General features: G+C 61.8%; 7 protein-coding genes. 3 read left to right on the top strand and 4 right to left on the bottom strand.

The window, feature by feature from the left end:
* Window positions 1–8 precede the first annotated feature (8 nt).
* From NKH60_RS02435 to NKH60_RS02425, 3 genes are read left to right on the top strand one after another with little or no spacing between them, the layout of a single operon-like run.
* The gene (locus NKH60_RS02435) at window positions 9–2846 is read left to right on the top strand and encodes a leucine-rich repeat domain-containing protein (RefSeq protein WP_352685414.1); all 2838 of its coding nucleotides are present in this window, start codon (window positions 9–11) and stop codon (window positions 2844–2846) included.
* Window positions 2847–2871: 25 nt separating this feature from the next.
* Window positions 2872–9333, top strand: coding sequence for an RHS repeat-associated core domain-containing protein (locus NKH60_RS02430; RefSeq protein WP_352870998.1), 6462 nt, complete (start codon window positions 2872–2874; stop codon window positions 9331–9333).
* Between the two features lie 32 nt (window positions 9334–9365).
* Window positions 9366–10016: a hypothetical protein gene (locus NKH60_RS02425; RefSeq protein ID WP_352502906.1), complete on the top strand. Its 651-nt coding sequence runs from the start codon at window positions 9366–9368 to the stop codon at window positions 10014–10016.
* A 729-nt stretch (window positions 10017–10745) separates the two neighbouring features.
* Here the strand turns inward: NKH60_RS02425 and NKH60_RS02415 are convergent.
* The 4 genes from NKH60_RS02415 to NKH60_RS02400 form a co-directional block, all read right to left on the bottom strand.
* On the bottom strand, window positions 10746–11735 hold the full coding sequence (locus NKH60_RS02415) for a substrate-binding domain-containing protein (protein WP_352470518.1): 990 nt from the start codon (window positions 11733–11735) through the stop codon (window positions 10746–10748).
* Window positions 11736–11808: 73 nt separating this feature from the next.
* Complete coding sequence (locus tag NKH60_RS02410; protein ID WP_352502907.1) at window positions 11809–12864, bottom strand: ABC transporter permease; 1056 nt, start codon at window positions 12862–12864, stop codon at window positions 11809–11811.
* Entirely contained in the window at window positions 12864–14381 is a 1518-nt protein-coding gene (locus NKH60_RS02405) for a sugar ABC transporter ATP-binding protein (RefSeq protein ID WP_352502908.1), read from the bottom strand. Before NKH60_RS02405 ends, NKH60_RS02410 begins: the two co-directional genes overlap by 1 nt.
* Complete coding sequence (locus NKH60_RS02400) at window positions 14378–15376, bottom strand: LacI family DNA-binding transcriptional regulator (protein WP_352502909.1); 999 nt, start codon at window positions 15374–15376, stop codon at window positions 14378–14380. The genes NKH60_RS02405 and NKH60_RS02400 overlap by 4 nt, the downstream gene beginning before the upstream one ends.
* Window positions 15377–15405 lie beyond the last annotated feature (29 nt).

Here is a 15405-nt window from a genome sequence, read left to right as displayed (position 1 = left end):
GAAACCAGATGAACCGCATCGGCCAATCGCTGCTCCTTGTTCTGGTCATGCTCGTGGCCGCCGCCGCCGGCCCGGCCCGCGCGGACGAGCCGAAGGTTGTGCTGTTCGAGGATCCGGCGCTGGAGGCGAACCGGCTGCATTATCCGTTGCTTATCTCCGACGGGCGCGGCTACCGCATCCGCTGCAAGGACCAGGCGGACGAGGAAGCAGTGATCCGCGGACTTGGCTTCGCGACGGTTCCCTCGGAGGTGTTGACCGCCGTCGACAGCGCGATCGTCGCCGCGGATCCGGCCGCCAATCCGCTGCTGTGCCCCTCGGGCGAGACATACCCAATAAAGGTGTTCGCGTACGATAATGGCGGCGGCCTCATCTACTACTTGCAATTTCCCTCAGACTTCGGCGCGACGACATTTTCCGACCGGCTCTACATTCCATCCTGCGCACCGCTGGTCACCGAGTTGAAGCTCAATCTCGACCAGGCGCTGAACGCCGACCCCACGCCGTTCTTCGCCGGCAAGATCCACACCATCACGTGCCTCTCGGGCGCGCCGCTGGTCAACAAGCCGACCACCTTCGCGAAATGGTGCATCAAGGGCGACCGCACGCCGGCTGAAACGGCGACCGTGATGGCGGTGCTCGATTCAACGCCCGGCGGAGTCTCCGCGCTCGGCAACCCGGCCGCCTGCGCCACCGCACAGACCTTCCTGGAATCGATCACGACGCTGAACCTGAGCGGCAAGGGCGTGCAATCACTCGAGCCGATTGCGGTGCTGACGAACCTCACCAGCCTGTCGATCGCCGGCAACAACTCGATCGCCGAACTCGGGCCGCTGGCCAAGCTCAAGACACTGACCTTTCTTGATATTTCCGGCAATCACGTCAGCAACATCAACGCCCTGGCGCCACTGATCGCGCTGACGCGGGCCGACGTCTCCGACAACGACATCACCGACATCCGCGCGCTGTCGGCGCTGGCGTTGCTGACGAACCTCACACTCGACGACAACAAGATCGCCAGCCTTGAGCCGCTGCAATTCCTGCAGGCGCTCTCGATCCTGTCCATCGCCAACAATGGCCTCACGGGCGACATGCTCGATCCGCTCAGCGCGCTCGGCGGCCTGACCAGTCTCAACCTCGCCAACAACAAGATCGAAACCTTCGCCAATCTCGGCAGCTTCCCCTCGACGCTGGCCATCAATCTCAGCGGCAATCCAATCGTGGCGAATGGCGGGCAGAGCTTCGTTGACCTGTGCGTGCTGCACCGCGACGCGGCGACCCCGCTTGGGCAAACCATACGAGCCATGGTCGAACTGGAGGGTGGCGGGACGTGCTTGGTGGTCGGCAACAAGCTGCTGGCGACCACCGCACTCGATTTGTCGTCGAAGATCGTCAGCGATCTGCGTCCGCTCGCCACCTTACCGCAACTCACCTCGCTCAACCTGTCCAACAATGCCATCACGGACGTCTCGCCGCTTGCCGGCCTGACCAATCTCGGCACACTCAACCTGTCGAAGAATTCGATCGCCAATGTCAGACCGCTGGCAGCGCTGTCGGGCCTGATCAGTCTCGATCTTTCCGACAATCCCGTGCAGGCGAGCGACTTCCTGTCGGCATGCCTGATGCGGAACCAGACCGACTTTCTAACGCCCGCGCAAACCGCGGAAGTGAACGCGCTGCTATCGATCTCGGGCAAGACTGTTTGCGGCAGAGCCTATGACGATCTCAGTTCGCGCCAGTTCGCCGATGCGAAGAACCGCGGGTTGACCAGCGTCTCGCTCTTCCCGGTGATGGGAAATCTGACCTCCATCGACCTGTCCGACAACCAGTTGTCCGACGTCTCGGCGCTGTCGGCGGTACCGGGGCTGACGAAGCTTTGGATCCGCAACAACCAGATCCCCTCGATCCAGGGCATCCTCCAGCTGCGCCGCCTCGAACAACTGAACATCGACGGCAATCCCCTGTCGAACCTGATCGGCATCGGAATGCTCAACAAGCTGACAAAGCTCTATTTCTCGAACACACACGTACAATCCGTGACGCCGTTGGCAGACCTGCCGCTGCTCGAGGATGCCGGCATGCGCAATCTGCCACTGCAATACGCCAGCTTCGCTGAATACTGCATCGTCTACCGGTTCGATTCTATTGCGCTCGGCGACGCCCGCGGCTTCATGGCGGCGCTCGACAGCCGCATGCAGGCCGACCACGTCGACAGCGCAGATTGCAGTGCAGCGCAGAACTGGGCGCAGTCACTGACCAGCCTGACTCTGAACAAGAAATCGATCATCGCCGTCAACCCGGTGGTCCATTTCCGGGCGCTGGGCGAACTTAACCTCTTCGACAATGTGATCACCGACGCGTCGCCGATCGCTTCGCTGACAGGACTTCAGAAACTGAACCTCGCCACCAACCGGCTATCCGCGATCCCGCGCTTCGGATCGAGCGGGCTCAAATACATCTACCTGAACGACAACCAGATCACCAATGTCGGCAATCTATCGAACATGCCGGCATTGTCGGATATCGATCTGCGCAACAACCGGGTCTTCGATGCGCTGCCGCTTGGCTCGCTTCCGGCGCTGTCAGTCGTCGATCTGAGAGGCAATCGGATCGAGAACTTCGCTAGCGTCCATCCGGTGATCGGAAAGACCTATCTGGGCAACAATCCGGTCTGCTCCTTCCCGCAGCCGCTCCTCCCTCAAGTCGCCGAAGCCTGCAACCGCGAGCCGTGGCGCATCTTCGATGGAAACATTCACTTGCACGACGCGATCGCCGTCCAGCCCTCGGTCATCTGTCCGCGCCCGAACTGCTTACAGCTCATCATCGTGGGTCCGCAAATTCATCAGTAGTGCCTGCATCCGGAGAGGTAGTCCCATGTTCATAAAGACCCTTACCGCCCTCGCAGCCCTGGCCGCTGGCGCCGCAGTACTCGGCTCACCGGCCCGCGCCGAAGACAAATCTGCGACGTCGATTGTGCAGTTGCCCGCTGCGGGCGGCACTGTCACGCAGGAGGAAGGCAGCTTCACGCTGAACAACAATACGGGATCGGCGAACTTCACCGTGCCGCTACCCACCCTGCCGACGCGCGGCCAGTTCGGGCCGCAACTGAGCCTCACCTACAGCCAGTTCGCGGGCGATACCGGCAACGGGCTCGGTATCGGCTGGCAGTTCAATACCCAGGCGATCGCCGTCAATGACGATCTCGGCACGGCCGTGCCCGGCACCAAGCCAGGCGGCGATTTCTTCTCCCGCCTGTCGTATATGGGCGCGCGGCTCATCTTCCTCGGCAACCAGAACGGCGTCTGGGAGTACAAGCCCGAATATGCCGAGGATTTCGTCAAGATCCTCTACCACACTGGCGCGTTCGACGTCCTTTCGCTCGACCTGACGGGCGGCCTACACACCGACACCATCTCCTCCGGTTTCGAGGTGATCAACGCCAACGGAACACGGCTGATCTTCAGCGGCGATTCCTCCGTGGCAGAGGGCAATTTCGATGTAGCCGCGCCCTATGTCACGAAATGGCCCCTGGTGCTGCAGCTCAATGCCAACCGCGAAGCCATCCGCTACGAGTACCAGCGTTTCGGTGGACGCAGCTACCTGACAAAGGCCAGCTTCGCCGGCGGTCAGAGCAGCTATCAGTTCGAGCTGATCGAGACGCAATCGACGCTCGTAAGCCACACCAATGGCAGCAAACAGGAGAACGCCCGGCTCTACGGCAAGGTGACGGCCAAGTTCAAAGACACCGTCTACGCCCAATGGTGCATGGGATATGTCGGCCGTGATACCAGTGACACGTCGAAGTTCGTCGTCCGGGCGCATCCGGACTGCCTGGCGAAGGCTCAGGCCGACCTCACGCCGCTCATCGACGCGCAGTCGGTCAATGTGCTCGACCAGCTGCGCGTGCTCTACCGGTATGGTGACACCGGCGGCGAGGCGCTGGCGCAATCGACGCTGAAGTTCCCGGACATCCATTTCGGCTATTCGTCGTGGACAAGCGCCGAACTGGCGTCGCGCCCCGTCGTGTTCGAAGCGCCGAAAATGGCGTTCGCCGGCGACATCCCGCCGCAGAATTTCGAATTGGCCGACCTCAACATGGATGCACTGGTCGACATCGTGCAGACCAAGGATGACGGCGCGACGGTGCATCTCGGAAGCGGCGACCTGAACAGCGCCTTCGGCGACACCAGCCAACTCGTGCTGTCGCGTCCGACCGAGGCTGGACTAATGCGCCAGATCGCCCCCCGGCTCACCGACAATCGCTTCGCTTTTGCCGACATCCTGGGCGACAGCTTCGTCGATATCGTCGAAATCGAAGACGGGCTGATGCACGTCTATGACGGCAAAGCCGACGGGACCTTCCCTTATCTCGGCCGCTCGATCCCGCTGCCCGGCGTCTCGCCAACGACATTCGCGGGCGGCAACGGCCGCTTCGCCGACGTTAATATGGACAGCCTGTCCGACATCGTCACGACGCGCCTCAATGCTGATGGCCGCACGGAATGGCGGATATTTCTCAATCTCACCCGGCGGCAGGCCGATGGGGGTTACAACGTCAATTTCGGAGCGCTTACCAAAGCGTTCCCATTCAACAGTCAGGACGGCCAGATACTCGGCCGCAACAATGTGCGGATGGTCGACATCAATGGCGACCGGCTGCCCGATCTCGTCGTCATCCGCCCGGCTGACCAGGGCTTCTGCCTCTATGAGAACCAGGGCGACATGTTCTCGAAGGACCCGAATGCGCTGCTGTTTGGCGACGCCGCGATCAACGATCCGGTCTGCGGTCACGGCAGCTTCTCGAAGATTGGCGGCATGCAGCCCGGCGATAACCTCGCCACAATGTGGTACATCGACGCCAACGGCGACGGCATCATCGATTTCGCGTCGATGGGCGAGCGCACTGACCAGATGCGCGTCTGGCTCGGCTTCGGCGACGGGACCTACCTGAAGGATCCGCTCAGCATCGCGCTCAATCTGCGGGTTCAACTGGGCGCGTCGACGCAGACCTTCGCTTCGCGCGTCGCAGACATCGACGGCGACGGCCAGAGCGAAATCATCGTGTTCCAGAAGCCGTCCGGCGACGAGGTGAAGCCCGTCGTCGTGATTGACTTCAACCGCACCGACACGGTGCAGTTGGTCAAGGCCAACCTGCTCACGGTCGTCGACTTCGATTCCGGCCGCCGGCACGACATTCGCTATGCGACTTCGATCGACGAGATGCTGCGCGACCGCGCCAACGGCCAGCCGACGCGCAACCTGCATTTTCCCGTTGTCGTTGCCAAGCAACTCGTCACGTCGCAGGGCATACCCGGCCAGGTTCGCGCCCAAGTGCAGACGGACGAATATTTCTACCACAATCCATTTTACGATGTGATCAATCGCCGTTTTATCGGCTTCTCGGACGTCGAGAGGATCGCGTACGGCGACGAGAACGCGGCCGGCCAGCGGGTCACGCAGCGCTCAAGCCTCGATCGCGAACAGTATTACACCTTCGCGGAAACGGCGGCTGACCTGAACCTCGCCGGCAAACTGAAGATCCGCAAGACCTATGAAGTGAAGCCCGAGGCGACGCTCGTCGCGAGCGCGGAGACGACCGAGACGCTCGATCCGTCGGCGGCGGCGCTGCACTCGCTGTCGACCGCCACGCGCACCCAGAAGCTGCCGACGACCGGGATGATGTTGAAGTGTGAGTCGTCGGTGTGGGAGACGTTTTCGCGTGGCGACGGCTCGTCCTATCTCAGAAAGGTCAAGGAGACGCTGACCGGTTCCGCCGGCGACGCCGAACAGCAGGACCCGGCCGATCCCGAATGTAAGGACCCGGTGAAGGTCCAGACGTATGCCGATTTCGACGAATTCAATATGCCCGCCTCGGAAACTGTGCAGGTTCGCGATATCCCGGGACCCGCGGATTTGACCATTCAGGGCTTTAGCCGCACCACCCAGACCGGGTATGCGCAGTCGCGTGCCGATCTCGCCGCGCTCAGCATTGTCAACGCCGCATCCGAGCGCCGTATCCTAACCGGAACGCGACTGCTCAGCCGTGAAAGCTTCACCTATCTAGCCGACGCGGGCGGTCGCATGGGCACCCGGACACTCGAAGTCTTTTCCGGCCTCAGCAACTTGCCGGCGTCGCTCGAGCAGTTCCGCAACGCCACCCGCACCCTCACCAAGAGAATGGGCTATGACGTCTTTGGCAACACCACCGCGCTGTCGGACGACCTTGGGCAGACAGAGGCCGTTCTCTACGAACAGACCGGCACCTCGCCGATGAGCCACACCAAGATGGCGGGTGGTGCGCCTGAGCTCAACCAGATCACGTCAATGACCTACGACGGGCCACGGGCCGGAGCTGTGCGAACGATGACGACTCCCCTCGGCATGGTCGTCACCAACGACTATGACGCGCTCGGCCGTAGGATCCATGAGGTGGCAGCCGACGGTGCGGAGAAATTCTACAGCTACAAGATCGGCGAGAGCGGCCTGCCCTCACTGATCTTGACATCGAAGCGCCGTTACGCAAGCGCTGCCCAAACTCCGGAAAGCGAAAGCGAATTCATTGCCGAGCTCGCCGCCTACAACGCCCGCGGCAACCAGATCGCCGACCTGGAAAGCGTTGCCGAGGGGGGCGTGCGGGTCCGCAACTTCGCGCTCTACAATCGCAACGAGAAACTGGTCTTCCGCTGGACCCCATTCGTCGTCAGGAGCTTCGGCGGTATCGACGATCTGAACCTGCAGAAGGTCTTCGAGCTGGGCGACGTTCCGCGTCCGGATCACGAAATCGGCAACACATATACCTACGACGCAACGGGCCGCATGGTGCGTGAGTCTTACCCGTCGGGCAAGGTTTCCGAGATGACCTTCGGGCCTTGGGGCACGCACACAATAACGACCTATGCCGATCAGTTCGATGGTACGGTGCGGAGCGAGGAATATTCGCTCAGCAACGAGAACGGGGTGACCGGCTTCATCGCCGCCAATGGCGACGGCGTGATGCAAATTTCCCGCTTCGTGCGCGATTCCTTCGGCTATTTGAGCGAGATTTGGCTGCCGGGCGAAACTGCGCCTCGACGGTTGATCTACAATTCGGTCGGCGACATCGAATTCCAGTCGATCCCCGGAATGGGCGACCGGTACGCCTTCTACGACGCGCGCGGGCGGCAATCAGCGATCGCGCGCGTCGGCGTGAACGGCGAAGCTTCCGTGCAGACGTCCACCTACGACTTCCTTAACCGCAAGCTCACAGAGGTTGACGACGGTGTCCTCCATCTCGAATACCGCTACGACCGGGGCGTCGAGATAGCCTCTGCGGCCGGGTTCGAAGTGCCGATCGCGTTGCCGCTCGATAAAATAACCGAGGTCATCATCCACGATCCCAACGGCCTGTTCGATGCGGCCGAACGCTACGCCTACAACGCGAACGGCCGCATGACCGCCAACGAGGTGGAGATCAACCACGCAAAGTATGCCGATCGCTTCCATCACACGCTTGATGGCCGGATCGATTCATCGATCGGCCCACGCGGCCTGACGTCGAAATTCGCGCTCGGACCGGACAAGAATCTCCGCTCCGTGACGGTATCCCATCCGGACTTCGCCGGCCCGCAGAAAGTGATCGAGAACATCACGTACAATCCGGAAGGACGGGTCGAGCGCGTCAACTACCGGCTCGGCGCCTTCACGCAGATGACCTACGATCCGACGACGCTGTTCCTGACGCATATCGTCTCGCAAGCGGGAGGCGTTCCGCTGCAGGACTTGACCATGGCTTTCAACTCGAACGGCTCCATCACACAGATCGTCGATGCGCTGGGCAGTGGCGCCGGCGACGCGACCCATGTCGACCGTTCCGGCACCTTTCACTATGACTTCAAGAACGAGCTCGTGAGTATCGATCGCTATGGCAAACATGCCGAATTCGGCTATTCGCCTGCCGGCACCTTCGCCCGCAATGACGAGCTCGATCCCGGAGCACGGATTGTCCCGGCGGCAGCCAGCGCGACCGGCCTCATTCCGGCCGGCAGCGCGTCCAAGCCATATGGTTTCGATGGCTTCGGCCAGCTGGCGACGTCGCCGAACCTTACCGGCACTGTCTTTGACATCAACGGCCGGCTCATCCGAGCGCAAACCGTGACCAACGACGTCTTCTACGGCTACGACCAGACCGGTCGACGCCTATACAAGAAGATCGTTACTCCGGACGGATCGAAGCCAGACCAGCTTTATCTCTATCCAGTGGAGACATTCGAGGTCGGCCCAAAGGGCGAAGAGAGCTATGTCAACATTGCCTCGACCAAGTTGGTGCGGCTCGAGCACGGCACCGGTAAATGGTTCTATTACCTCAAGGATCATATCGAGAGCAGCGACTATGTGATCGCCTCGGGCGGCGCCCCGGTCGAGCAAATGCTCTATCGCGCATACGGAACCGAGCACAAGCCGGAAGTACTGGCTCCTGCCTGGGCCGATCACTTGACGGATATTTCGGGCGAGTTGCCGCGCGAAAAAACCCACCATCGGTTCACCGGCAAATATCTCGACGACGATACCGGGCTCTACTACTTCGGTGCCCGCTACTACGATCCGGCCCTTGGCCGCTTCGTCTCACCCGACCCGCTGTATGTCGGCGATCCTGAGCGCTGCACCGGCAACCCCACATCATGCAATCTCTTCGCATATGCCAACAATAATCCGATGGCCTATATCGACCCGACAGGTCTCAAGGAGATCGTGGCCGGCGATGCCGCCTATCGGCGGCAAGTTGAGGAGGATATCCAACGCACAGACCCGACTGCCCGAGTCGACAGCAAGACCGGCGAGGTTTCGCAAAGCTGGCTCCACGGCGCCTGGCTCGACGTCAAGGACTTCTTCGTACCCGGTACCGGGATGGATACAGGGCGCGAACTCACCAAGAGGATTGTCGACAGCCCAGAAACGGTGACGATCCAGAACGTGGCCGGCCGCACCGGAACCGATCTCGCCGATCACACGAAGGATCCGACGACGACACCGGGAGGAGCGGTCATCTCTTACGATCCGGCGGCAGCCCGTATCCGCACGTCGAGCGAGTTCGACAAATCGACCGGCACGGTCGCGACAAACCCGGCCGATCCCGGCATCGTGCTCGCCCATGAGCAAATCCACGCCTCCCACATCCAGGCGGGACAGATTTCCGGCATGGGTCCAGCCACCTACAACGGGCTTGATGGAAAGCCACATACCTCCATGGACGAGGAAGCGCGGACCGTCGGTGTCGGCGGAACGCCGCGGCCTGACGACATAACGGAGAACCAATTGCGCGACATGCTCGGTATCAAGCCGCGCAACCACTACAACTGATTCGCGGCAACGCAGAAGGACGGAGGCATGACATGCGTAACTTCCCTCTCTCTACGGCAGCGCTGGCCGGGCTGGCGATGCTCATCACTGCGGCGGCCCTCGCTCAATCCATGAACCCGCAGATGAAGGAGCCGCAAGCGATGCCACTCGATTTCCTGACCTGGATCGATCGTGACGCAGACTGGCTGCAGAAGCAAATTGCCGCACTTGGCGGGTCGGGAAAGCTCACCATCGATGGCGGCATTCTGGAGACGACCGACCTTGATACGTTGAAGGCAGCCAATCGCATTCGTGCCTTTGCCTACCTCGCGACCAAGGGGCTGAGGCCTCCCTATTTCGATCTGACGATCGCTGCGGGTGACGCGACGAAGCGGTGCGTCACGCAATTCCCCCGCAGCATTGCTCCAGGCATCGGTCCCATGGATTTTGCAAGGAAGAGTTTCCCGGCGGACGCTGCCGACCAAACCGAACTGAAATCCTGCACGGTCGCAGGTCAGGGTAAAGACTATGCCGGGCTTGACCGGGCGACCTTTCGAGATCGCTACTTCGATGCATCAGGCACATTGAAGCCGGAATTTCGCAACCTCGGCGACGATCCCGCTTTCAGAGCCAAGGCGATCGACGAGGGCTTCTTCCTGGCGACGGAGGATTATAGCGGCCTGTTGCAGCTGGACCTGCGGTAGGCTAGCCGCGAGGTAGCAAGCAACATCTGGCGCCGACGAAGGGCTAGACTGGTATTGTCCACGTGCTTTGTGGGGGCCGACCAGCGCCAGCACCAAGCGGGCCGGTCCTTGTCGCCTTCTCCGCGCCTTCCCGGTGTGCCAATGCCAGAGATAGGAATATCGGAAGACCTGTGCGACTTTGGTTTTGGCTCAGAGAGCTCGTCGTGAGATGGTCGAGACTCGGCTCCATGCGGAGGCTTCGACCGCAGCGATATCGTCCTTGTTGAGCTCCGCTATCAGCTCGACCCGCCTGTCGCGCCCAACAGCCGGACAAAACCCCCGTAGGCCAGCAGCACGGCGCGTGCCGCCGTTTTGGTGATGACGACCGGATTGCGGACCGAGGTATCCTCATGAGCGCCGAAGTCTTTCTCGAGAGGGCGGCGGCGGTGACGGTGGCGGTCATCGGCGTGACCGCTTTATTCCCGAATAGAGGCGCTTTTCGCGCTTTCCGCGAGTGCCTGGCGCCAACCAAATGGAAACGAGCCCGTGGCAAGGCTGCTTGCAAGATCCAGCTGAAATCGCAGCGAGACGGGCTGATGCCGCCTACGCGCTCAACTGCGTGCCGTCCTTCGACCGCCGGGATTTTTCTAGCCGGAGTTTTGACCGACGACGACCACGCCGGCTCGCTCACAAAAACAACAAGGCCCACTCCCGGGCCTTGTCGTATCAACTCTGCTGTCGGCCCTGCCCTCAGTTTCCCGTCATCTGCTTGGCATTTTCCGGCGTGATCGCGGTCGTGTCCACCGTCACCGTCGGCTCCACCGACGAAGCACACTCAAGCAGGATCTTTTTCGACATCTCGATCGCTTCCTTGGCGCCGGTCGGGTAGGTGAAGGTTGCCGCCCAGTCGCCCTTGGCCACGGCCTCGATGCCGCCGGCCGGACCCGGCAGGCCATCAGTGCCGATGATCTTGACCTGCTTGCCCGCGCCCTTGGCTGCGAGCAGCGCACCCGCCGCCATCATGTCGTTCGAGGCATAGAGCACCTTGATGTCCGGGTGCGCTTGCAGCATGGCGGAAAAGGCGGTCTGAGCTTTGTCGGGCACCCAGTCGGCGGCCTGCTCGGCCACCACTTGGATTTTGGCATTCTCCTTCACACCGTCCTTGAAGCCGTTGAGCCGCTCCACCGCTGGCGTCGAACTCGGCAGCCCTTCAAGCACCGCCGCCTCGCCGCCTTCCGGGAGCAGGGTCTTTGCGGTGTATTTGCCCGCTTCGAGCGCGATCTTGTAATTGTCGCCGCCGATGAAGGCGGTGTAGTCCTTGCCGGGGTCGCCTACCGTTTTGCGGTCTAGTTCGATGACGGGAATGCCGGCATCCATCGCGCGCTTCACCGCCGGGGTTATGGGTGCTGCCTCGAAGGGCGAGATCAACAGCAGATCAACTTTCTGGGTTATGAAGTTGTCCACCTGCGAGGTCTGCGTGTTGACGTTGCCGGCGCCGTCGGCGATCTGCAGCGTGAACTGCGGCACATCCTTGACCGCCGCGGTCAGCTCGTCATTGACATGCTGGCGGTAGGGCTCGGCATTGTTCGCCTGCGAAAAGCCGATGATGAACTGGCCGTCCTTGGCGCAGGCCTTGACCATCGGGTCGGCCGCTTGGGCAGCACCCGCCATGCACAGGCAAGAGCCTGCCAGAAAGGCGACCTGCAGGGCGCGCCTCGATCCTTTTTCCATCGTTGTCATGCTTGCTCTCCTCCTCGTCGGGCCTATGGCCAGACCTTGGTTTCATGGTCTTCCAAATGCTGCCGCCGGCCTCCTATCGTCCCAAACCCTCGCGGCGGCGAACGAGGGATTGAAGCACTGCCGCCACAACGATGATCGCGGCGGTCGCGAGCAGCTGCATGGCGGGGGTAATGTTGTTGAGCTGAAGGATGTTGGCGAGCGCGCCGAGCATGATGGTGCCGGCAACGGTGCCGACCATCGAGCCGGCGCCGCCGAACAGGCTGGTGCCGCCGATGACCACGGCCGCGATGGCCGTGAGCTCATAGCCCATACCGTCATTGGCGCTGCCGAAGTTGAACTGACCCGCATGCACGACGCCGGCAAGGGCGGCGGCAAATCCGGTAATGGCATAGACCGAGATCTTGACCATAGAGACAGGAACGCCCGAAATGCGCGCCGCTCGCTCGTTGCCGCCGACGGCAAAGACATAGCGGCCGAAGCGCGTGGTATTCAGTACCAGGGTAGCAATAGCGGCGAAGACGATGAAGACGATGGTCGCCACCGGCACTGTGTTGTTGAACAGGCGCTCGCCCAGTACCGCGAAGACAGGTGGCGCCAAGCCGGGCCCCTCGCCATAGGAAATATTAATGTACTGGTTGCCGGAAACGACCAGCGCGAGACCCCGCGCCGCCTGCAGGCCGGCGAGCGTGACGATGAACGGCTCAAGCCGAAAGCGGCTGGAAATGGTGCCCTGGATCACGCCGAAGACGGTGCCCATTACCAGCACCGCGAGAATGGTCGGGATAAGCCCGAAGCCGCCGGAGATCATCATCGTCGCGGTGACGACGCTGGAGAGACCAAGCACTGCCCCCACCGAAAGGTCGATGCCGGCGGTGATAATGACGAAGGTCATGCCGATGGCGATAATGCCGGTCTCCGACACGGCGCGCACGATGTTGGCCATGTTGTCGGGCGCAAGGAACAGTATCTCGCCATGGCGCCTGGGCGAGAAGATGACGCCGCCGATCGCCACCAGCACCAGGCCGATCAAGCTTTGGAAGCGCACGATCAGCGCGAGTGGATCGCGATGCTTTGCGGCCGGTGCGGCTAGCACCGGACCGCTCGCAACCGAAATCTTCTGTTCGGACATCACGCCTCCCTGCCATTTGCCGCTGCCATCACGGTGTGCTCGTCAACGCCACCGGTGAATTCCGCTACATTGCGCCCCTGGCGCAGCACCACGATGCGGTCGCACAGGCCAATCAGCTCCGGCATTTCGCTGGAGGCAACTAGGATGCCCAGGCCTTGTGCAGCCAACTGCCGCAGCCGCTGATAGATCTCGCCCTTGGCGCCGACATCGACGCCGCGCGTCGGCTCGTCGAGCAGCAAGAGCCGGGGATTGCCAAGTATCTCCTTGGCCAGCACCACCTTCTGCTGGTTGCCGCCGGACAGCGCGCCGACCGCGATGTCGGGATTCTTCGGCCGAATGTCGAACTGGCCGAACGATTGTTTCACCGCCTCGGCCTGGCGGCCCGGCGACATCAGTCCGCCCGGCGATATTCGCCGGATCACCGACATGACGAGGTTGAGGCCAACCGCCATCCTCAGCATTAGGCCACTGCCACGGCGGTCGTCGGTGACGAAGGCGATGCCGGCAAGGCGCGCGGCTCTGATCGAATCAAGCTTGATCGGACGGCCGGAAATGACCACGCCGCCCTCCCATTGGCCGGAAAGGCCGGTGCCGTAAAGCGCGCTCAAGAGCTCGGTGCGCCCTGCCCCCATGATGCCGGCCAGCCCGACGATCTCGCCTTCATGCACCTCGAGTGAAAGCCCTGTCGGGGCCTGCCAGCCGGCGCTTTCGCGCGCTAGCCGGAAGCTGGCATTGCGCAGGCTGAGCAGAGCCCGGCCGACGGCCGTGGTGCGCTGGGGATAGAGTTCGTCCAGTGGGCGCCCGACGAGCAGCCGCACCAGTTCGGCCTGCGGTGTGTGCGGATCGGTGATGCCGGCTACACGTCCGTCCCGCATCACCGTCACCCGGTCCGCGATCTGCGGCACTTCCTCCAGACGGTGGGAGATATAGACGATGCCGACGCCACTGGCGGCGAGCTTGCGCATGATGTCGAACAGCCTCTCGACCTCGCCCACCGTTAAGGCCGCCGTCGGCTCGTCCATGATCAAGACCCGCGTCGCATAGGACAACGCTTTGACGATCGCAACGACCTGGCGTTGCCCTATCGAGAGGTCGCCGACTAGCCCAGCGGGATCGATAGCCAGTTCGATAGCTTCCAGACGCTTGCGAGCTTCGCGGCGCATCCCCGCCACATCGAGCAGTCCGCCCGAGCGCATCAATTCGCGGCCAAGGAAGAGGTTTGACGCCACATCGAGCGTTGGAACGAGATCAAGCTCCTGAAAAATGGTCGCAATTCCGGCCGTCTGCGCCTCGCGCGGGTTGTTGAACCGCACCGGCTTGCCGTCAATCTGGATTGTACCTTCGTCGGGTGCGTAAACTCCCGACAGCAGATTCATCAATGTCGATTTGCCGGCGCCGTTCTCGCCCAGCAGGGCGTGGATCTCGCCTGGCTTGAGATCGAAATCGACACCGCGTAGTGCCTGAACGCCGCCGAAGCGTTTCACGGCCCCTGTCACCGATAGAAGCGGCGCGCTCATGCCGGCCTCCCGCAGGATTGACGGGTATGCAGCGTCGCCTGAAGCCGCACCGAGCGGGGCTCTGTATCCGTTGATGCAATTCGGGCGCTAAGCAGCGATGCGGCCTGCCGCCCGATTTCGGCGCAAGGCTGCGCAATAAGGGTCAGTTGCGGCTCAAAACAATCGGCCCATTCGAAGTCGTCAAAGCCGACAAGTGAAAGATCCCGAGGTATTTCGAGACCTTTTTCGCGAACCGCTCGGACCGCTCCGATCGTCGCCATATTGTTGCCGGTGACCAAGGCCGTAGGCGGCGAAGGCAACGACAACATCGCGCGGGTCGATGCCGTAGCGCTCGCCGTGTCGACGTTCCCTGGCTGCAGATATTCCGACACGTAGGCAAGTCCGTTAGCCATCAAAGCTGACTTGAACGCATCGATACGTTCGCGAGTCGTAGCAAGGCCCGGCTGCCCTGCAATGAACCCAATCCGCTGATGGCCGAAGGATGCGACGTGATCGATAAGAGCGCGCATCGCAGATTGGTTCTCAACGCCGATCTGGTCAAATCGTTCGTCGGCAAACCGGTCGATCAGAACGCAGGGAACCATTTTCTCGGCAAGGTAATTGGTGGCTCGCTCTGGGGCACCCGAGGGCGCCAAAATAACGCCGTCAACACGTCGTTGATGGAAGGCGCGAACGACCGCAAGCTCCCGATCAGGATCGTCCTGCGTGTCGGAAAGGAAAACCATGAGGCCAAGACGCGCGCATTCCGCTTCCACGGCACAGATGATGTCAGTGAAATACGGGTTCGAGATCGCCGAAATCGCCAAGCCGACGCTGTTGGTTGAAGCGACCTTGAGGGAACGCGCCAGCCCATTGGGCTGATATCCAAGCAAAGCAATCGCTTCGTTAATGGCTCTCGATTTCGCAGGCGAGACAAAGCGCGTGCGGTTGATCACATGTGACACCGTTGAGACCGACACCCCGGCACGAAGGGCTACCTCAACCATCGTTGCCATTGCGGCTCAAACGGAGTGCTACTCGCAAG

It is taken from the genome of Mesorhizobium sp. M1006 (assembly GCF_040318825.1).
Taxonomy (GTDB): Bacteria; Pseudomonadota; Alphaproteobacteria; order Rhizobiales; family Rhizobiaceae; genus Mesorhizobium.
The sequence above is the reverse complement of the archived record's forward strand: the minus strand, read 5'-3'. Positions and strand labels throughout refer to the sequence as shown.